Origin of the sequence: Acinetobacter sp. YH12041 (assembly GCF_013419975.1) — a bacterium.
Classification (GTDB): Bacteria; Pseudomonadota; Gammaproteobacteria; order Pseudomonadales; family Moraxellaceae; genus Acinetobacter.
Genome location: NZ_VOZC01000005.1, coordinates 183,405 through 202,283, shown reverse-complemented (window position 1 = coordinate 202,283; position 18,879 = coordinate 183,405). Strand labels below are relative to the sequence as shown.

20 protein-coding genes and 1 other RNA gene are annotated in these 18,879 nt (G+C 42.2%); 15 read left to right on the top strand and 6 right to left on the bottom strand.

Annotated features, from left to right (window positions below; translation table 11 throughout):
- The 6 genes from rseP (at position 1) to lpxA (ending at position 6,821) form a co-directional block, all read left to right on the top strand.
- Entirely contained in the window at positions 1–1,356 is a 1,356-nt protein-coding gene (gene rseP / locus FTU00_RS06210) for an RIP metalloprotease RseP (RefSeq protein ID WP_004786165.1), read from the top strand.
- A gap of 38 nt (positions 1,357–1,394) precedes the next feature.
- On the top strand, positions 1,395–3,899 hold the full coding sequence (gene bamA / locus FTU00_RS06205; protein ID WP_179992311.1) for an outer membrane protein assembly factor BamA: 2,505 nt from the start codon (positions 1,395–1,397) through the stop codon (positions 3,897–3,899).
- Between the two features lie 80 nt (positions 3,900–3,979).
- On the top strand, positions 3,980–4,471 hold the full coding sequence (locus FTU00_RS06200) for an OmpH family outer membrane protein (RefSeq protein ID WP_213064459.1): 492 nt from the start codon (positions 3,980–3,982) through the stop codon (positions 4,469–4,471).
- A gap of 3 nt (positions 4,472–4,474) precedes the next feature.
- Positions 4,475–5,545 carry a UDP-3-O-(3-hydroxymyristoyl)glucosamine N-acyltransferase gene (lpxD, locus tag FTU00_RS06195; protein ID WP_180179346.1) on the top strand — a complete coding sequence of 357 codons (1,071 nt, stop codon included), beginning with the start codon at positions 4,475–4,477 and terminating at the stop codon, positions 5,543–5,545.
- A 5-nt stretch (positions 5,546–5,550) separates the two neighbouring features.
- On the top strand, positions 5,551–6,036 hold the full coding sequence (gene fabZ / locus FTU00_RS06190) for a 3-hydroxyacyl-ACP dehydratase FabZ (RefSeq protein WP_171064833.1): 486 nt from the start codon (positions 5,551–5,553) through the stop codon (positions 6,034–6,036).
- Positions 6,033–6,821 (top strand): acyl-ACP--UDP-N-acetylglucosamine O-acyltransferase, encoded by a 789-nt coding sequence (gene lpxA, locus FTU00_RS06185; RefSeq protein WP_004786156.1) that lies wholly within the window; start codon positions 6,033–6,035, stop codon positions 6,819–6,821. The genes fabZ and lpxA overlap by 4 nt, the downstream gene beginning before the upstream one ends.
- A 68-nt stretch (positions 6,822–6,889) precedes the next feature.
- Here the strand turns inward: lpxA and FTU00_RS06180 are convergent, their stop codons facing one another.
- Positions 6,890–7,693, bottom strand: a complete 804-nt coding sequence (locus FTU00_RS06180) for a YbgF trimerization domain-containing protein (RefSeq protein ID WP_180003113.1) — start codon at positions 7,691–7,693, stop codon at positions 6,890–6,892.
- Between the two features lie 295 nt (positions 7,694–7,988).
- On the opposite strand from FTU00_RS06180, the gene ffs reads away from it, so the two are divergent.
- Positions 7,989–8,085: signal recognition particle sRNA small type (gene ffs, locus FTU00_RS06175), an RNA gene on the top strand.
- Between the two features lie 304 nt (positions 8,086–8,389).
- On the opposite strand, the gene FTU00_RS06170 is transcribed toward ffs, so the two are convergent.
- The 4 genes from FTU00_RS06170 to FTU00_RS06155 all read right to left on the bottom strand — a co-directional run bounded on the left by FTU00_RS06170 (position 8,390) and on the right by FTU00_RS06155 (position 11,388).
- A complete protein-coding gene (locus FTU00_RS06170; protein WP_180179345.1) occupies positions 8,390–9,004 on the bottom strand; it encodes a regulatory protein RecX in 615 nt (204 codons plus the stop codon).
- 75 nt (positions 9,005–9,079) lie between these two features.
- On the bottom strand, positions 9,080–10,123 hold the full coding sequence (recA, locus tag FTU00_RS06165; protein WP_004786150.1) for a recombinase RecA: 1,044 nt from the start codon (positions 10,121–10,123) through the stop codon (positions 9,080–9,082).
- Positions 10,124–10,268: 145 nt separating this feature from the next.
- Positions 10,269–10,709, bottom strand: coding sequence for an RNA-binding S4 domain-containing protein (locus FTU00_RS06160; RefSeq protein WP_004786147.1), 441 nt, complete (start codon positions 10,707–10,709; stop codon positions 10,269–10,271).
- Entirely contained in the window at positions 10,702–11,388 is a 687-nt protein-coding gene (locus FTU00_RS06155; protein WP_180179344.1) for an HAD-IA family hydrolase, read from the bottom strand. The genes FTU00_RS06160 and FTU00_RS06155 overlap by 8 nt, the downstream gene beginning before the upstream one ends.
- A 12-nt stretch (positions 11,389–11,400) precedes the next feature.
- Between FTU00_RS06155 and FTU00_RS06150 the strand changes: the two genes are divergently transcribed.
- The 3 genes from FTU00_RS06150 to FTU00_RS15555 all read left to right on the top strand — a co-directional run bounded on the left by FTU00_RS06150 (position 11,401) and on the right by FTU00_RS15555 (position 13,306).
- Positions 11,401–12,252 (top strand): 3'(2'),5'-bisphosphate nucleotidase CysQ, encoded by an 852-nt coding sequence (locus FTU00_RS06150; protein WP_180179343.1) that lies wholly within the window; start codon positions 11,401–11,403, stop codon positions 12,250–12,252.
- Between the two features lie 60 nt (positions 12,253–12,312).
- Positions 12,313–13,062 carry a histidine phosphatase family protein gene (locus tag FTU00_RS06145; protein ID WP_179992317.1) on the top strand — a complete coding sequence of 250 codons (750 nt, stop codon included), beginning with the start codon at positions 12,313–12,315 and terminating at the stop codon, positions 13,060–13,062.
- Positions 13,063–13,183: 121 nt separating this feature from the next.
- On the top strand, positions 13,184–13,306 hold the full coding sequence (locus FTU00_RS15555; RefSeq protein ID WP_004786141.1) for a hypothetical protein: 123 nt from the start codon (positions 13,184–13,186) through the stop codon (positions 13,304–13,306).
- A 139-nt stretch (positions 13,307–13,445) separates the two neighbouring features.
- Here FTU00_RS15555 and rpsT read toward each other — a convergent pair whose 3' ends face one another.
- A complete protein-coding gene (rpsT, locus tag FTU00_RS06140; protein WP_004786139.1) occupies positions 13,446–13,715 on the bottom strand; it encodes a 30S ribosomal protein S20 in 270 nt (89 codons plus the stop codon).
- A 213-nt stretch (positions 13,716–13,928) separates the two neighbouring features.
- Here rpsT and FTU00_RS06135 point away from each other — a divergent pair, with 213 nt between their 5' ends.
- The 5 genes from FTU00_RS06135 (at position 13,929) to FTU00_RS06115 (ending at position 18,843) form a co-directional block, all read left to right on the top strand.
- Positions 13,929–14,594, top strand: coding sequence for an NAD-dependent epimerase/dehydratase family protein (locus FTU00_RS06135; RefSeq protein WP_180179342.1), 666 nt, complete (start codon positions 13,929–13,931; stop codon positions 14,592–14,594).
- A gap of 12 nt (positions 14,595–14,606) precedes the next feature.
- Positions 14,607–15,116: a ribonuclease E activity regulator RraA gene (rraA, locus tag FTU00_RS06130; protein ID WP_125278329.1), complete on the top strand. Its 510-nt coding sequence runs from the start codon at positions 14,607–14,609 to the stop codon at positions 15,114–15,116.
- A 101-nt stretch (positions 15,117–15,217) separates the two neighbouring features.
- Positions 15,218–16,015 (top strand): glutathione S-transferase N-terminal domain-containing protein, encoded by a 798-nt coding sequence (locus FTU00_RS06125; protein ID WP_034702605.1) that lies wholly within the window; start codon positions 15,218–15,220, stop codon positions 16,013–16,015.
- 222 nt (positions 16,016–16,237) lie between these two features.
- Complete coding sequence (locus FTU00_RS06120) at positions 16,238–16,921, top strand: response regulator transcription factor (RefSeq protein ID WP_180179341.1); 684 nt, start codon at positions 16,238–16,240, stop codon at positions 16,919–16,921.
- A 59-nt stretch (positions 16,922–16,980) separates the two neighbouring features.
- Complete coding sequence (locus FTU00_RS06115; protein WP_180179340.1) at positions 16,981–18,843, top strand: ATP-binding protein; 1,863 nt, start codon at positions 16,981–16,983, stop codon at positions 18,841–18,843.
- The last annotated feature ends 36 nt before the right edge of the window (positions 18,844–18,879 follow it).

Below are 18,879 nucleotides of genomic sequence, written 5' to 3'. Positions count from 1 at the left end.
ATGAACGCCTTGTTTATTATTGCAGCCGCAATCCTATTACTCGGTCCCTTAATTGCGATTCACGAGTTTGGTCACTACATTGTGGCACGTAAACTGGGCGTTAAAGTACTGGTCTATTCCATTGGTTTTGGGCCAACCCTCCTAAAATGGACTTCCAAAAAATCCGGTATCCAATATCAGCTTTCTGCTTTGCCTTTGGGTGGTTATGTCAAAATGCTGGATGAGCGTGAAGGTAGTGTGGCAGAAGAAGATCTGCCCAAAGCCTTTAACCGTCAGCATCCCTGGAAACGTATTGCCATCGTTGCTGCGGGTCCTCTCATTAACCTGCTTTTAGCCGTTGTTCTGTTTTGGGTGCTTTTTTTACCTGCACAAGAACAGCTTAATACTCGCGTAGGCAAGGTATTACCAAATACACCTGCAGCCGCGGTACAGATGCAGCCGGGCGACAAGATTGTCGCTGTAGATGGTACACAAGTCGAAACTTGGGAAAAACTGAGTTATGCCTTGGTGGATCGTGTGGGTGAAACTGGTGTGGTTTCGATTCAGGCAGATCGTGCGGGTGAAAACAAGATATTCCAGTTACCAATTCAAGACTTTCTTAAAGATCAAAGTCAGTCACCCCTTGATACACTAGGTTTCTTGCCATATCGTCCGGAAATTCCGGCTGTGGTGAGCAAACTGAGTGAAGATGGTGCAGCCATTCGTCAGGGTCTTAAAGAAGGTGACAAGATTCTGGCCATTGATGGTGTACAGATGAAAGACTGGTTCGATGTGGTACAGGTTGTACAGGCATCACCAGAAAAATTACTCAAAATAGATGTATTACGTGGCAATCAGGTCGTACATCTTCAGGTCATGCCGCAAGGCAAACGTGACAATATGGGGAATGTAACCGGTATGCTCGGAGTGCAAAGCGATCCGGGTAAGGTGACAATTCCTGCTGAATATAAACAGACGATTCACTATACGCCTGTTGAGGCGATGGTGATGGCCTTTGACAAGACAGCACATCTGTCTTCAATGATTCTGAACTCGATCGTCAAAATGGTACGTGGTCTGATTGGTCTGGATAATCTTTCAGGCCCAATTACCATTGCCAAAGTGGCGGGACAAAGCGCGGAAATGGGTTGGGAAACTTTTATTTCCTTTATGGCGCTAATGAGTGTAAGTTTAGGGATATTAAACTTATTGCCAATCCCAATGCTTGATGGCGGACACCTGGTTTATTATTTTATCGAATTAATTCGTGGTAAACCTGTTTCTGAACAAATACAATTGGTTGGATTAAAAATTGGTATGGTACTGCTCGGCAGTATGATGCTTTTGGCATTATTTAATGACTTTATGCGTTTATAATAACGTAAATGGAATAATTAACAGCGGAAAAGACTGGCATGCAGCACACACATTTATTTATGCCTTTGGCACTCGTTAGTGCAATGGCAGTAGCACAACAAGTATATGCGGCAGAAGACTTCATTGTACAAGATATAAAATTTGATGGATTGGTACGTTTAACTCCAGAAAATGTGTACGGCTTGGTGCCAATCAACAGTGGTGACCGGGTGAATGATCCGATCATTGCCAATGCGATTCGTAGCCTGTATGCATCTGGACTATTTGATGACATCAAAGCCGTTCAACAGGGCAATACCTTGGTATTCCAGGTCGTAGAACGTCCGGTAATTTCGAAAATTGAGCTGAAAGGCAATAAGCTGATTCCAAAGGAAGCGCTGGAAGAAGGCCTGAAAAAAATGGGTCTGGCTGAAGGTGAGGTACTGAAGAAATCTGCACTGCAAACAGTCGAAACCGAGCTGGAACAGCAATATATGCAGCAAGGTCGTTATGATGCCGATATTACGGTAACAACGACACCGCGACCAAATAACCGCGTTGAAGTGCTGATTGATTTTGTTGAAGGTAAAGCCGCTAAAGTTTTTGATATCAATATTATCGGCAATACTGTCTTTAAAGAATCAGATATCAAGCAGGCTTTCGCTGTTAAAGAAAGTGGCTGGAGCTCGGTCATTTCACGTAATGACCGTTATGCACGTGAAAAAATGGCTGCGAGTTTGGAAGCTTTACGTGCGATGTATCTGAACCGCGGTTACATCAACTTCAATATTACCAATTCAAGTCTGAATCTGAGTGAAGATAAAAAGAATGTCTTTATTGAAGTTTCAGTCAATGAAGGCGAACAGTTTAAGTTTGGACAAACCAAATTCTTGGGTGATGCGCTTTATAAACCTGAAGAGCTACAAGCTTTGCAATTGTATAAAGAAGGCGACACATACTCTCAGGAACGAGTGAATGCGGTCAAGCAGCTATTGCTACGTAAATATGGTAATGCTGGTTATTACTATGCTGAAGTAAATGTTGTACCTCAAATCAATAACGAAACTAAACAGGTTGACCTGAACTATTATATTAACCCAGGTCAACAAGTCACTGTGCGTCGGATCAACTTCACAGGTAATTCTAAAACTGCCGATGAGGTATTACGTCGTGAAATGCGCCAGATGGAAAGTGCGCTGGCAAGCAATGAGAAGATTGACCTGTCTAAAGTACGTTTAGAACGTACTGGTTTCTTCAAAACAGTTGATATCAAACCTGTTCGTATTCCGGGATCACCAGATCAGATTGATTTGAATGTGGCAGTTGAAGAGCAGCATTCAGGTACAAGTACTCTAGCTGTTGGTTTCTCTCAAAGTGGTGGTGTAACGTTCCAGGCTGGTCTAAGTCAGACTAACTTCCTGGGTACAGGGAACAGCGTTTCGATTGATCTGTCACGTTCCGAAACTCAAGATTATTATAACTTGAGTGTAATGGACCCGTACTTCACGATTGATGGTGTACGGCGCGGTTATAATCTTTACTACCGTAAAACAAAGTTGGATGATGACTATAACGTAAACAACTATGTTACAGACAGCTTGGGTGGTGGTATTAACTTTGGTTATCCAATTGATGAGAACCAGAGTGTAAGCCTGGGTCTGAATATAGACCAGACTGAAGTGACCACAGGGCCATATGTATCTACATATGTGGCTGACTATTTGGAACGTAATGGTGGTAAAGAAACCAAGCGTGGTGACTTCTGCCCAGGTCAGGTTGAATCTGCAACAGGCAACTGTGTAGATGCAAATGGTGCTCCACTTGATACTATTTCATATGGTCAAGAGTTTAAAGGCGATTTCTTGACCTATAACCTGAATCTGGGTTGGTCTTATAATACCTTGAACCGTCCAATGTTCCCGACTACAGGTATGTCACATCGTGTCAATGCAGAAATTGCCTTGCCAGGTAGTGATGTGGAATATCAAAAGCTCACCTATGACGCACAGGCTTTCTTCCCATTAGGCAAAGACTTTGTTCTGCGTGGTTATGGCCGTTTAGGCTATGGTAATGACCTGCCTTTCTATAAGAACTTCTATGCCGGTGGTTATGGTTCGGTACGTGGTTATGAAAACAGTACCTTAGGTCCTAAATATCCAGGCGTATATTTCTCTGACATCGGCCGAACTGATCCATCCCCAGAAGAAGTGGGCGGTAATGCTTTAGTTCAGTTTGGTACTGAGTTAGTTCTGCCTGTTCCATTTAAGGGAGATTGGGCGCGTCAGGTTCGTCCGGTACTCTTTGCTGAAGGTGCTCAAGTATTTGATACTCAGTGTGATGTATCTAATGATAATATTTTCGTGAATGGCAGCTCGATTAGTGGTAAACAGTACTGTAAAGATAACTTTGGTTTCGATGCAGGCAATATGCGTTATAGCGTAGGTGCTGGTTTCACCTGGATTACCATGATTGGTCCATTATCACTGAGCTATGCATACCCGTTGAATGATAAAGACGGTGATGAAACTCAAAATGTTCAGTTTGAAATTGGACGTACTTTCTAAGAAAACTTTGATCTTAAATATAAATTTTGCTCATGAAGCCATCAGGTTTTGTGAGCAAAATTTTTTGAATGGGTAAAAACATGAAAAAAATGATGATGGCAATGGGTATTGCTTTAGCGGGATTAACTTCATTGTCACATGCGGATGATTACGGAATTGTTGATCTGGAAAAAGTAGTACAAAACAGTACCTATTTAAAGCAGCAAAATGCCACTCTGGAAAATGAAATCAAGCCGCAAACCGCACAGATTGCACAGTTTCAAAAAGACCTTGCTGCAATCAAGCAAAAAGGCCAGGCTGCAAAAACACCAGCAGAACGTGAAAAAATAGCCAAAGAATTTGAAGGTAAAGCGACTCAACTGGCAGGTGTGCAGCAACAAGTACAGGCAACTGTGCAAACGCGCATGCAAAGTGTAAATAAGGCTTTTGAAGGAAATCTGAAGCGTGCTGCTGAACAATTGCGCCAAGAAAACAAGCTAGATGTGGTTTTAAATAAAAATTCCGTACTTGCTTATGACGCGAAGTATGATTTAACTGATAAAATGATTCAAAAGGTTAATGCAATTAAATAATCGATGAATTATCAAAAACTTCAGTTAGCTGACCTCGCTCGTCTTGTCCAAGGTGAGTATGTAGGTCAGGCAGATTTATGTTTGAGAGGTTTGGCAAGTCTTGAAAATGCAACCTCTCATGACCTTGCATTTGTCAATGCAGATAAATATCTGGAACAGGCAGCTCAGAGTAAGGCGGGCGCTTTAATTGTGACTGCTGAATTAAAAGAGCAGCTAACTTCCCAGCAGAACTTCATTGTCGTAGCCAATCCTTATCTGGCTTTTGCAATTCTGACTCACGTTTTTGAGAAAAAACATACGATTCAGGGAATTGAAAGTACCGCACAAATTCATCCATCTGCCATCATTGCTGACAGTGCCTATATTGGCCACTATGCCGTTATTGGTGAGAATTGTGTGGTGGGTGAAAATACGATTATCCAGTCACACGTTCAGATCGACGACCAGGTTGAAATTGGTCGGGACTGTTTTATTGATGCACATGTGACTTTAACAGGTGCTACAAAAATCGGTAATCGTGTTCGGATCCATGCCAATACCGTAATTGGTAGTGAAGGTTTTGGGTTTGCACCTTATCAAGGGAAATGGCATCGAATTGCCCAGTTGGGTTCAGTCCGTATTGCAGATGATGTCCGGATCGGCTCAAACTGTAGTATTGACCGGGGTGCACTGGATGACACAATTCTGGAACAAGGTGTCATTATTGATAATCTTGTGCAAATCGCCCATAACGTCAAGATTGGTGAAAACACTGCGATTGCAGCCAAATGCGGGATTGCCGGCAGTACCACGATTGGCAAAAACTGTATTCTTGCGGGGGCCTGTGGGGTAGCAGGACACCTACATATCACCAATAATGTGACCTTGACAGGAATGTCAATGGTGACAAATAACATTACTGAAGAAGGTACTTATTCTTCAGGCATGGGATTGTTGCCAAATCAGCAATGGAAACGCACAGTGGTTCGCTTAAGACAATTAGCAGATGTGCCATTGACCCAGTTGGTGAAACGATTGGATCATATGCAATCTCAAATTGAGTCCATTGAATCAACATTTAAGTTGCGTAAATAATTATGATGACAGAGTCGAATTTGCCTACATTCACGAAGCCTGAATTGCCAATGAATATTCAAAAGATTCGTGAATATTTGCCCCATCGCTATCCATTCTTACTGGTTGATCGCGTTGTCGATATTACCGAAAATGGCATTGTTGGTTATAAAAACGTCTCAATTAATGAAGAGTTTCTGCAAGGCCATTTTCCGAACTATCCAATCATGCCAGGCGTATTGATTGTAGAGGCATTAGCACAGATCTCAGGTATCCTTGGTTTTGTCATGAATAATGAAACTCCAAAAGAAGGTTCATTATTTCTTTTTGCTGGCGCTGAGAAGGTTAGATTTAAAAAACAAGTGGTTGCTGGCGACCAATTAGTACTTAAATCTGAATTAGTGATGCAAAAACGTGGCATTTATAAATATAATTGCATTGCCACAGTAGATGGCATTGTCGCAACAACCGCGGAAATTATGGTTTCCCATCTGAAAGTCGAGCAGGCATGAGCAATAATCCCCTAATTCATCCAACTGCCATCATTGACGCATCTGCAGTAATTGCTGCAGATGTACAGATTGGCCCTTACTGTATTATTGGGCCAAATGTCACGATTGGTGCTGGTACCAAACTGCATTCACATGTCGTGGTAGGTGGTTTCACACGTATTGGTGAACATAATGAAATTTTTCAGTTCGCCAGTGTCGGTGAAGTCTGCCAGGATCTGAAATATGCAGGTGAGGAAACCTGGCTGGAAATTGGTGATTATAACAAGATCCGTGAACACTGCAGTCTGCACCGTGGTACGGTGCAAGACAAAGGTATTACCAAGATTGGCAGTCATAACCTGTTAATGGTAAATACCCATATTGCACATGACTGTATGGTTGGTGATCATAATATTTTCGCAAATAATGTCGGTGTAGCGGGTCACGTACACGTAGGCGATTATGTCGTGATTGGTGGTAACTCAGGTATTCACCAGTTCTGTAAAATTGACTCTTACAGCATGATTGGGGGCGCTTCACTGATTCTGAAAGATGTTCCTGCCTATGTGATGGTATCGGGTAATCCGGCACATGCATTTGCCATGAATGTTGAAGGCATGCGTCGTAAAGGCTGGTCGAAAGACGTAATTAACGGTTTACGTGAGTCCTTTAAGCTGATTTACAAATCTGGTTTAACGACTCAGGAAGCTATTGAGAAAATCCGTAACGAGATTCTTCCAGAAGTTTCTGAAGCACAACGTCTGATTGATTCACTCGAACAATCAAAGCGTGGCATTGTGCGCTAAGCTAAAGAAATGAAAGTAGAATTAAAAAAAGACACCTTCGTGGTGTCTTTTTTTATGGGACTTTTTATTTACTTCAAAAATTTAACTTCTTCAGCTTTCGGATAGTTCTTGAGTAGTTTCGCTTTATATTGTGAAGCAAGAGTAGCGTTCTTTTCTACATCCTTACTAATATTATAAAGCTGATAAAGGGCAGTAGAGGCTTTTGCAGAATTCGGATAGCGGTCAACCACGATCAGATAATTCTTCTTTGCTTCATTAAAATTCGGCGGATCAATCGACAGGTTAAATTCGGCTAACCAGAAGTGAGCATTGCTGATATAGACGCTATTCGGATTATTCTTGATGAAATTTTGCATGGGCGCAATGGCTTTAGCTGCACCACCATTTTTATAGGCATCTAGTGCAATGGTATAAGCCGCTTTTTCCTGCTCACTCGGCTGTTGCGTTGTGGATGCCTGATGAGTGGTAGCTGGAGCATTAGAGCTTAAACTGGGAGAAATATCCTGTTGGTTATCCTCCGTGGAGGTATCTTCAGCAGGTTCAATTTTTTGCTGCAATAGTTCCAGACGTTGATCCAGATCGGCATAGCGGTTGGTTAATTCGCTCTTTAATCTCTCGATTTCATTTTCTTGTTCTTCGATTTTTCCACGTAAACTGCGTAGATCATTTTCAAGCTGCTGGTTTTTTTGCATGAGCTGCCAGCTGGTATTGGTCTGAGGTGCATCTGCACCTGTAGCAATGGCAGATTGAGTGCTGATATTATTTGATTGAGCACCTTGGCTGAGTCCACGTGATTCGATAGGAATCGCAGCAAAAAGAGAGGTTGTACAGAGTGCAGTGAGGGCACACAATACCTGTTTCTTAAACATCATATAAGTTCCATGATTCTTGGCGAGATTATGTATCCGCAGCTCATTTATTCTAAAAGAGATAACCTGTTTATAGCTTCACATTTAAAACGGCATTTTTAGAAATTGCAACAAGGTTTTACAAAGATCATGTGAATTTCGATATTCATGAATTAATTGTGAAGAATATTAAAAAATCAGCATAATGGGGTATATTGTTTTTAAAATAATCAAACGGATAGCTTATGCCGAAAATTTGAAATACAGCCCTTGCAACTTCAATAAAAATCTCTATACTCTGTTCCTGTAATGGTAGCCCTGCCGGTTACTTCGCAATTGTACTCTATGAACCCCGCCAGGACCGGAAGGTAGCAACGGTAGTAGATCTATGATGTGCCGGAGCTTTGCTGGTAGGGTTGCCACCAGATTTATAATTATAAAATTTCTCTATATTATTTTTTTATTTTTCAATCTTAATTTCTATTGTTTTCTATTCCTTTTAATCTTTACTTTCAATCTTCTATTCACAGCTGCTTTCGTGGATGCCATATTGTTTGGAATATTGAAATTCAATCTTTTGAATAGACTATCTTAATTTGAGTTTTTGAAAGCTTTTTGTTGTTTGGGATTAATTGTAATAAGGGAAACTATTTAAGTAAGATGGTAATGAGGAAAATAATAAAATAGCCTAAGCGTAATTTTCACAAATAAAAAAAAGAATTAATCTTCGGCCTTGCGGCTAATCGCTTTCATGATCGCATCCATTTCAAAACCACGATACATTAGAAAACGGATCTGTTTGGCTTTAAGTTTTGGATCTTTCGTCACTTCTGAACCATATTTTCTAAGCTTCAGTTCATAAGCCTGTTGTACCCAGTCCGTTTCTTTGAGTTCTTCACTGATCAGGGCAGTATCAATTTTTTTGCTTTTCAGCTTCATTTTAATCTGATTGGGACCTTTGCCTTTACGCTTTTGGCTCGACAACATGATTTCAGCGACACGTTGATCACTTTGATAGTTTTCTCTAGATAGCTCTTCAACCAAAGTGACCACTTCATTTCGATCTTCTGCATAAAGCGCCAGTTTCTCAATGAGTTCAGCTTTGGAGTATTCTTTGCGAGTTAGTACAGCAAAGGCATAAGAACGCAAACGGGTGCCGGTTAGACCGGGTTTCTTCTGCTCTTTATCGGAGTTACCAAATAAGCTGTCTTCCGGATCAAATTCTGGCAAAGTCTGTGGCTCAACAGGTGCAGGAGTGACTGAGTCTTCAGCATCACCAAACTGCTGTTTAATCGCGTCATAGTCCAAAAGTTTGCTGAATTTTGCGTCTGACATATTGATCTCGATAAAAATATCTATTCCATAATAACAAAAACGCCCCGTAGGGCGCTCTGTTATGACGTTCAAGGATTATGCATCCAGAAAGTCTGCTGGTTCTTCTTCGTCTTTATCTTCGACTACTTTGCCTGTAGTAAGCAGTTGCTCACGGATCAGTTTTTCAATAGTATCCGCCAGCTCTTTGTGTTCTTCCAGATAACGGATGGTATTGTTCTTACCTTGGCCAATCTTGTCGCCTTGATATGAATACCATGCACCCGCTTTCTGAACAATTTCTTGCTGTACTGCAAGGTCAATCAGTTCACCAAGATGGTTAACACCTTTACCATACAGAATCTGGAACAGAGCTTCTCTGAATGGAGGTGCCATTTTATTTTTCACAACTTTGACTTTGGTTTCAGAACCTACAATCTCATCGCCTTCTTTTACCTGACCGATACGGCGAATATCCAGACGTACCGAAGCGTAGAATTTAAGTGCATTACCACCAGTAGTCGTTTCCGGGCTACCGAACATTACACCAATCTTCATACGGATCTGGTTAATGAAGATCACCATACAGTTTGAACGCTTGGCATTACCGGTAATTTTACGCAGTGCCTGGCTCATCAAACGTGCTTGCAGACCCATATGTGAGTCACCCATTTCGCCTTCAATCTCTGCGCGAGGGGTCAAGGCAGCAACAGAGTCGACTACAATCAGGTCAATTGCGCCAGAACGTACCAGCATGTCAGCGATTTCAAGTGCCTGTTCACCGTTGTCTGGTTGAGAAACCAGCAGGTTATCAATATCTACACCGAGTTTACGGGCATATTGAGGATCAAGCGCGTGCTCGGCATCGATGAATGCACATGTACCGCCAGCTTTTTGACATTCAGCAATCGCTTGCAATGTCATTGTGGTTTTACCTGAAGATTCAGGACCATAAATCTCGATAATACGGCCTTTCGGTAAACCACCAATACCCAGTGCGATATCAAGCGTTAAAGAACCTGTAGATACAGCTTCAACTGCTTGCACGGTATTGTCACCAAGACGCATCACTGTGTTTTTACCAAACTGTTTTTCAATCTGGCTTAAGGCAGCATTGAGCGCCTTGTTTTTATTCTCATCCATCTTACAACCTCAATACGATGTCACAAACTTAGTACTCAAGTGGATGTCTTACATTAGAGCTTCGTTCCACAGGAATATAGTGACAGAAATTTCCCTTGTATTCTATAAAATCCAGCAGTGTTACGACACATGCTGACGCTTGAATTTAATCATCATTATATGACCAATGTTGATCAAAGTTCTGACTATTTTCATTCTTGAATCGACTGATGTCTCGACGATCTTTTTTGCTTGGCCGATGATCGGGACGCGCTAGATTATGCAACTTTCTTTGTGATGCAATCAATTCCCGGCGAGCGATACTGACTTCAGTTTCTTCATACAGTTTCTGTGCCACAGGTGCAGGACCACGAACATCAGAAAGTTCTTTTACAACTACGGTTTTTTTGTCGATACCTTGCTGAATCGTCAACTCCATACCCACACGGACTTCGCGAGATACTTTTACACGCTCACCATTATGATGGACTTTACCGCCCTCAATAGCATTCTTGGCAATGGAACGGGTTTTAAAAAAACGTGCCGCCCACAGCCATTTATCTATACGCATGCCTACCGCATCTTCGGGTAAAGACGATTTACGCATATTGCTTGGTTACCTCAGACTGATTTAAATGAGTGATTAAATCTGTTAATTGGTGCAGCATCGGGTAATTACAAGTCTGGCGTGCAACTTTACTGGAAGATGGTTGCTGGATACAGAACAGGTTCTGGATGCCATAAGCCTTGGCACCATTCAGGACTTTTTCGGTATCATCAATAAAATAGACCTGCTCAGGATCAAAGGGGTGCAAAGCATTCAGACCTTGCCAGAATTCTACAAATTCCTTGGCATGTCCAATGCTTTCCGAGCTGACAATCACATCAAAATAATCTTTGAGATTCAGATGATCCAGTTTGAAGGCGAGTCCTGCACAGTCGGCATTGGTGGCAAGCCAGATGGGATAGCCATTATTTTTAAGATAATCGAGTAATTCGAGGCAATAAGGGCGTAAGCTAACCTTATCTTTATGCTCGATTTGCATGGCCAGAACGTCGACTTCGACTTTAGCCGTCCAGAAGCGAGAAGAGTACCAGTTTAGGGTATGATTATGTTGCTGATAGAATGCATAAAGCGTTTCGCGGCTCTGTTCCAGACTACAGCCATGTGTTTCAGCATAACGGACCGGTAATAACTCGCTCCAGATGAAATCATCGTAGGCAAGATCAAGTAAAGTTCCGTCCATATCAAAAATGACAGGCGGTTTTTCTGAGCAATTCGACATATAAGGTTTTCTATGTTTAAAGCGACAATAGCACCACAAGATCCGATGATATTGCAGTTTGTGCCCATTTTGACACAGGCCTGTGAAATTTTGCGAGAAGAATATCAGCGTTATTGTTCAGGTGCTGCGTTTGGTATTGTCAAGAAAAGTGATGATTCTCCTGTGACCCAGGCAGACTATCGGGTGAATAGTTATTTAACCCAAGCTTTAGCGGAAATCTCAGAATTGCCTTTATTGTCAGAAGAGGGGCAGCAGGATCAGCGTCATGCCTGGACAGACTTCTGGTTGCTTGATCCTCTGGATGGCACCAAAGAGTTTTTGCATCAGCGCCCCGAATTCACGATTAATCTCAGTCTGGTCAGAGGCAGTCTGACTACCTTTGCGATTCTGGCGGTTCCTGCGCAGCAGCTAATTTATTTCTGTCCTGAAGAAGGCTTGCCGATTAAATACGATATTCAGAATCAGGCATGGTTTGGCTATGAGTCAGCTACCGATCATCAGGATGTCTTTGTCGGTCTGAGTCAGAGCAGCCAGCAAAAACCTAAATATGTCGAGTATCTGCAAAGCCTGGCTAAACTTAGCGCGTACACCGAGTTCAAGGCAGGAAGTGCCTATAAATTCTGCATGATCCTTGAAGACCGAGTAGACATCTATCCGCGTTTCCATCCAACCTCTGAATGGGATACCAGTGCCGGTCAATGCATGCTTGAGCGGATTGGTGGAGGGCTGGTTGATCTTGAAGGTCGGCCATTCATCTACAATCAGCGCAAGACCTTACTGAATGGCGGGTTTATCGCCTATAAGAATGAAGCAATGAAAGCACTGGCTTTACGGGCACTGGCAGACATGCAAGACAATGATTGAGCTCATAGCCGTTCATGGTATAGTGAGGAAGATTCCATTGATAGATCAGTTGGCAAGATTGTGGCATTAAAACTGCTTCCACCAAGTATGCTCAGTGCAATAGATTTATTGCCTGATACCAAGACACCTGTGACTCTGTTTACGCGGCATTCTCTGCGTGAAGATGTCGCTGGTCAGGGACTGGCAGGTTATGATTTGCAGTTGACGCCGCAAGGACGTGATCTGGCGCAGGAATGGGGTGCTTATCTGGTTAATCAGACAGATCGGCATATCCAGCATTGTATATCGAGTCCGATTCAGCGCTGTGTAGATACCGCAGCATTGATGATCGAGGGGGCAGATGCAACGGATAAAGCACCGCATACCCATAAGATTGAAATCGTTGAACAGGGTTTGCTAGTTGAGCCAGGCAGCTTTGTACTGGATATTCAAAAAGCAGGGCCATATTTCAAAAAACAGGGGGCATTGGGCTTTATCAATAGCTTCGTCAATAATGCCTTGCCCGGAATGAAACATCCCATTAATGGCGTAGTGGATGTACTGGAATTAATTTACAACACTCATCCGAAAACGCTGTATGGACTCAGTCTGGCGGTCAGTCATGACACCATTCTGGCAGCGATGATTGCAGTGATGTCTGGGCATCAGGAAGTCAGTCGTGAAGACTGGCCGAAAATGATGGAAGGTCTGTTTGTCTGGTTTGAAGGCGATGTATTTGAGGAATCTAAACTAAAATGGATCTGGCGGGGCAAAGTGCATGAGCTGGATATTTCCCAATTTCAGAATGCCGAATTAAAGGTAAATAAATAATTCAAAGGCTCAATCATTTAGGTTGAGCTTTTTTACATTTATCGTATGAAAGTGAAATAGAGTAACGATGAAATATCACTATGCTGATATTTAAACCAATTTTGGAAGCATAGGAGTCATCATGAAAATAATCACAATTTTAAGTCTGGTCGTTATGCTGGGATTAACTGCCTGTCAGCGTGATACAGACAATGCGCAGCAAGATCAGACGACAACACCTCATTCTATGGATAAGGATGAATAATGTATTCTATTTTTATTTGAATAGAAGATTTCTATAACTAGGATTAGATACTTTCTGGTATTCATCATTCTTTATTATTGATTCGGTATTAAATCTCAGGCACAAAAAAAGCCCTAAAAGGGCTTCTTTTGATTTGCGATTAGTTAGAAGCTAATGCTTTAACTTGCGCGTTCAAACGGCTCTTATGACGAGCTGCTTTATTTTTATGGATGATACCTTTGTCAGCCATACGGTCGATTACTGGAACAGCTTTTTTGTAAGCTTCAGTAGCAACAGCATAGTCGCCAGCAGCAATAGCAGCTACTGTACGTTTAAGATATGTACGAACCATAGAACGCAAGCTTGCGTTGTGTTTGCGTGCTTTAACGTTTTGACGAGCACGTTTTTTTGCTTGAGCAGAGTTTGCCACTCGTGCACTCCTTGAAATAGATTGGTCTGGGCGGGCTGAAACTCAACTGAAAACCACATCAGAAGAACTATCACCAGCCCGTAAACAAGTGCCATATTTTGAGGAAACTATGGGCTTAAGTCAAGTCTTGACATGCTTTGACAACATTTTAGTTGCAGAAAAATTCTAAAGAAAACGTTAGATTAGTATCTAAGCAGGGAGATCGTACAAAAAATGACTAAAACCATTACATATCCTATCGTGATTGGCGCTACAGGCTTGGTCGGAAAGACTTTGGTACAACAGCTGGTAAATGAACCTAGTTGTAAGCGTATTAGCGTCATCGTGCGTAAACATCAACCAGAATTTGAACAGTGGCACAAGGTCAAGCAGGTGGTCGTTGAGGACTTTTTAATGCTCAATGATCAGGATGTCAGTGGCCATACCCATGCCTTTAGCTGTCTGGGTACCACGCTAAAGAAAGCCGGCTCCAAAGAAGCTTTTTATAATACCGATTACACCATCAACGCCCATTTTGCCGAACTGGTGCAGCAAACGGATGCTCATTATCTGTTGATTAGTGCGATGAGTGCCAATTCAAAATCCAGACTGTTCTATAACCGGGTAAAGGGTGAATTAGAGGATTATATCCAGACCTTGTCTCTGGAGCGTATCAGCTTGTTCCGACCCTCTTTGTTGATTGGTGAGCGGGATCATCAGCGGTTACTGGAAGACGCGGCACAGAACCTGTTTGACAAGTTTTCGCATTTCATCCCCGATTCTTTTAAATACAAGCCAGTGACAGCAGAGCAGGTGGCTCATACTATGGTATATGCAGCGCTGAATCAGACTGTGAAATTTGAAATTTATGATAATTTAGCCATACAAAAAATGAAATGAGGGTAAAAAATCGTGTCCAGCGTACCATTTGTAACTTGTGACCTGCTTGATGACAATCCGGATAAAAACTTGCAGGTGGTCACCCCATGCCTGGATGGCAAATTCTTTAGAAGCTATGGTGCACGTAAAAGCTTTGGCGGCCAGATTGTGACCGTAAAATGTTTTGAAGATAACTCTCGAGTAAAAGAGTTATTGGCGACAGATGGTACCGGCAAGGTTCTGGTTGTAGATGGTGGTGCTTCGATGCGTTGTGCATTGATGGGTGACCTGATTGCTGAGTCTGCGGTGAAAAACCACTGGAATGGTGTAATTATCTACGGCTGTGTCCGTGATGTCGATGCGATTGCTGAGCTTGATCTTGGTGTACATGCTTTAGCTTCTATTCCTCAAAAGAGCAACCGTAAGGGGATTGGTGAGGTAGATGTGCCGCTTTATTTTGGTGGCGTGACCTTTAAATCAGGCGAGTATGTCTATGCTGATAACAACGGCATTGTCCTGTCCAAAGAGCAACTGGTGGACTAATTCCGGTTATTGAAAATATACAAAAACAAGCTATACCGTGGAAGTCAGGCAGTTTAGATTGCTGCTTTCACGGTTTGAAAATAATAAAGAGGACAGACGATATGTTAGGCCATCAGATTAAAGTAGCACAGGCATTGGCATCCGCATTTCTGGAAGGTGGACGTGGTACCACTGGAACACCATTTCCGAATCAGCCTGAAAAGCCTCTCAAGCTTTATGAATATGAAGGATCGCCATTCTGTCGTCGTGTCCGTGAGGTCATGACTTTACTGAATCTCGATTATGAAGTGTATCCGTGCCCACGAGGCGGTAAACGCTTTCGTCCCGAAGTGAAACAGCAAGGTGGCAAACTTCAGTTTCCATTTTTAGTAGATGAAAATACCGGAGATAAGCTATACGAATCTCAGGATATTATTCATCACCTGTTTAAGCATTATGGCAAGACAGGTAAGACTCCAGCCAAATATTCAAATTATCCAAAAGTGCCGGTTGCTGCCATTGCAGGTACGATGGTGAATGGTCTACGTGGTGGCATGGCTAAACCGTTGTCGAAGAATAGCCCTGCGCCTGAACAGCTTCTTGAGCTGTGGGGCTTTGAAGCCAGTCCATATACCCGTATTGTCCGTGGCGTATTGTCTGAACTGGAAATCCCTTACATCTATCATAATGTGGCAAAAGAACGTTGGCAGGATCAAGGTCTGGCAAAACTGCGTTTAAAACCGGGGAAATATGAACCTTTACCGGGTGGTAAGCGTGAACAGGTCTTAAAAGTAATGGGAGATAATATTCAGGTTCCTTATCTGGTTGACCCAAATACCAATACAAAAATGTTTGAGTCCAAAGATATTGTGGAGTATTTGAAGCAGCAATATGGTCCTGAGAAGAAAAGCAAAAAATAAACTGCTCCTAATATTTGGAAGATAAAAAATTGCCATCTGAAAATAGATGGCATTTTTATGGTTTATAAATTTAAATTTTCCAAGAACAAGAACTCTGCTTTCAAAATTATTCATACTTAGAGCTACTCACAATAAAGTTAAAAAAACTCATGATTTTTCTTCTTTTTTTGTTTATATTTTAATTTCAATGGGGTGATAAGAATAACGATAAGGGGTGTGCTTATGACAGCACAAGACGCCGTACTACCGGTACCTGTATTAATTGTTGAAGACGAATATGTCATTCAGTGCCGTTTAAAAAATATTTTGAAGGATCTGGGGTATAGCGATGAAGTATTGCTGTTCGCCAATAATGTCAGGGAAGCCGAATATCTTCTGCAACAAGAACCGTTCTGTTTAGCACTGATTGATCTTGGACTGCCAGATGGAAATGGCATTTCCATTATTGAAAAAATACATGAGCTCGGTTCACAAACTTTGATACTCGTCGTATCCGCTTGGAGTACTCAGGACAGCCTGTTAAAAGCAATTAAGGCAGGAGCAACTGGTTATGTACTCAAGGAACGCGATGATACAGAAGTGAGTCTGGCAATTCGTAGTATTTTGCGGGGCGGCGCACCCATTGATCCTTTTATTGCGCGTGAAATTCTCAAGCAGATTTCCAGTTCAGAGCCATCTTCCTCTTTGGAGCAGGTTGTACCTGATCCTGAACAGGAAAGCCTGACCCAACGGGAAAAAGAAATTCTTTCATTGGTGGCACAGGGGCTCAGCAATCGTGAAATTGCTGATGAACTCTGCGTGTCACGTTATACCGTTGAAAGTCATATCAAGCATATTTACCGCAAACTCTCTGTTAGCAAGCGGACCAAAGCAGTCAGCACCGCCCGGCATTTAGGTATTCTTTAGTGCGAATGCTGTCTGTTAGCAAGATGTTTGGGCAAAGACTAAGGCTCTTCGCTCTATTAATGATAGGGAGCTGGCTGAGCCTATTCTCTTGCATCAGTCTGGCACAGAATAATTTTCAGATTAACGAGCTTTGTCAGGTGAACATTGAACAGCAACAAAAAGTTCAAGTCCCAAGTCATCTCGAAATTCCGGAGGCGGGCTGGCAACCTGTAACATTGCCGGATAACTGGAAAAATAACTGGCCAAAATATAATGGGGGTGCCTGGTATAAAATTCGCTGGGGCTGGTCTTGTCAGGACAATATACGTCTCGCTGAACCCATTGTTTTTGGTATTGATTATCTGAACTCTGCTGGAGCTGTTTTCCTGAATGATGATCTGCTGTGGTCGGATCAAAACCTGCAAGAGCCTTTGTCTAAAAGCTGGAATGTACCACGTTACTGGATTTTGCCCATTGCGGGCTTGAAGCAGACAGACAATGAACTGCTGATTTATGTACGAGGCTATAGTTTCCAGGGTGCAGGGCTTGGCAGAATTGAATTTCACAACATCATGGCCAATGACCAGCATTACTCAAAAAAGATCTGGGATCGCCGTACGCTCTTTCAGATCAATATGATTCTATCCGGTACGATTGGAGTCATTAGCCTGATTATCTGGCTATTCCGACGTTCAGAAACCACTTTTGGCTGGCTGGCGTTGAGTTCATTATTGTGGATTCTGTTTATCTCCAATGTATTAACCACAGAGAATTTTCCTTTTCCCTCCAGTATATGGGCCGGTAAAGCCAATCTGATTTTCTTTATCCTCTATATGCACTGTTTTTGTCTGTATCTAATTCGGTTCTTGAAGCAGAAATTTCAGCGTTTGGAGCGGGGACTTATCGGGGTGACTGCTTTATTCAGTCTATTCATCATAGCCAGTTCTTTAGATCATTTAGAAGCAGTGCTCAGTGTTGCTTTTGTCTGCTATGTGCTGCTTTATATTAGTTGTGTCATCTATGTTAGCTACTGGGCAATTAAAACTCGAAATGGCGAATATCTGTTTCTGATGCTTTGTCTGTGGGGAATTTTGCTGTGTGTCATTATAGATCTGATCATTCTGGGTCAAACGGCGGTTAGTGAATTCTCACCTTTATCACCTTATACATCACCGATTATTATCCTGTTTGTCGTGCTAATTATGGGGACACGACTGAATCGTAATATTAAAAAAATCGAAAAATTTAATACGCAGCTGGGATCCAAAGTACGGCAAGTCAGTGCAGATCTAAATAAAAGCCTGAGTGATCAGCATAAGCTGGAACTGGATAATGTGCGTTTGCAGGAACGGATTAATCTGTCACATGAACTGCATGATGGACTAGGTGGCTCGATTGTGCGTTCCATGATTCTGGTGGATCAAAGTACCGAAAACATTTCCAATCGACAGTTTTTATCTATGCTGAAGCTGCTTAGGGATGACCTGCGTCAAATCATCGATAGCGGTTCTTCTATTGACAATAAAGTGCCTGAAACGCCAGTGATCTGGATTGCGCCAGTACGTTACCGATTTACTCAATTGCTGGAAGAAATGGATATCGCCGTAGAATGGTCATTTCCTAAAGTCTGGCAGCGTGAACCTACGGCTTTACAATGTCTGACCCTGATCCGTGTGGTAGAAGAAAGCTTGACCAATATTATCAAGCATAGTCAGGCCACAAAAGTGAGTGTGAGTATGGAATATACACAACCACATCAACTGACTTTAAAAATTCAGGACAATGGTATCGGTTTTAATCCGGAGATGGTGCAGAAAAATGGCATGAGCATTGGTATGCGCAGTATGAAAATGCGTATTGAACGCATGGGTGGAATGCTGGATATTCAGTCTGCGAAAGGCGATACTTGCGTACACGTGGTGATGGAACTCTATCAGCCTTAATCATCTCAAAATTATACATACATAAAAAAGAAGGAT

Excerpts from the sequence above, each read along its gene's own strand:
- rseP (WP_004786165.1), top strand. The coding sequence starts at position 1 with ATGAACGCCTTGTTTATTATTGCAGCCGCAATCCTATTACTCGGTCCC.
- bamA (WP_179992311.1), top strand. The coding sequence starts at position 1,395 with ATGCAGCACACACATTTATTTATGCCTTTGGCACTCGTTAGTGCAATG.
- FTU00_RS06200 (WP_213064459.1), top strand. The coding sequence starts at position 3,980 with ATGAAAAAAATGATGATGGCAATGGGTATTGCTTTAGCGGGATTAACT.
- lpxD (WP_180179346.1), top strand. The coding sequence starts at position 4,475 with ATGAATTATCAAAAACTTCAGTTAGCTGACCTCGCTCGTCTTGTCCAA.
- fabZ (WP_171064833.1), top strand. The coding sequence starts at position 5,551 with ATGACAGAGTCGAATTTGCCTACATTCACGAAGCCTGAATTGCCAATG.
- lpxA (WP_004786156.1), top strand. The coding sequence starts at position 6,033 with ATGAGCAATAATCCCCTAATTCATCCAACTGCCATCATTGACGCATCT.
- FTU00_RS06180 (WP_180003113.1), bottom strand. The coding sequence starts at position 7,693 with ATGATGTTTAAGAAACAGGTATTGTGTGCCCTCACTGCACTCTGTACA.
- FTU00_RS06170 (WP_180179345.1), bottom strand. The coding sequence starts at position 9,004 with ATGTCAGACGCAAAATTCAGCAAACTTTTGGACTATGACGCGATTAAA.
- recA (WP_004786150.1), bottom strand. The coding sequence starts at position 10,123 with ATGGATGAGAATAAAAACAAGGCGCTCAATGCTGCCTTAAGCCAGATT.
- FTU00_RS06160 (WP_004786147.1), bottom strand. The coding sequence starts at position 10,709 with ATGCGTAAATCGTCTTTACCCGAAGATGCGGTAGGCATGCGTATAGAT.
- FTU00_RS06155 (WP_180179344.1), bottom strand. The coding sequence starts at position 11,388 with ATGTCGAATTGCTCAGAAAAACCGCCTGTCATTTTTGATATGGACGGA.
- FTU00_RS06150 (WP_180179343.1), top strand. The coding sequence starts at position 11,401 with ATGTTTAAAGCGACAATAGCACCACAAGATCCGATGATATTGCAGTTT.
- FTU00_RS15555 (WP_004786141.1), top strand. The coding sequence starts at position 13,184 with ATGAAAATAATCACAATTTTAAGTCTGGTCGTTATGCTGGGATTAACT.
- FTU00_RS06135 (WP_180179342.1), top strand. The coding sequence starts at position 13,929 with ATGACTAAAACCATTACATATCCTATCGTGATTGGCGCTACAGGCTTG.
- FTU00_RS06125 (WP_034702605.1), top strand. The coding sequence starts at position 15,218 with ATGTTAGGCCATCAGATTAAAGTAGCACAGGCATTGGCATCCGCATTT.
- FTU00_RS06120 (WP_180179341.1), top strand. The coding sequence starts at position 16,238 with ATGACAGCACAAGACGCCGTACTACCGGTACCTGTATTAATTGTTGAA.
- FTU00_RS06115 (WP_180179340.1), top strand. The coding sequence starts at position 16,981 with ATGATAGGGAGCTGGCTGAGCCTATTCTCTTGCATCAGTCTGGCACAG.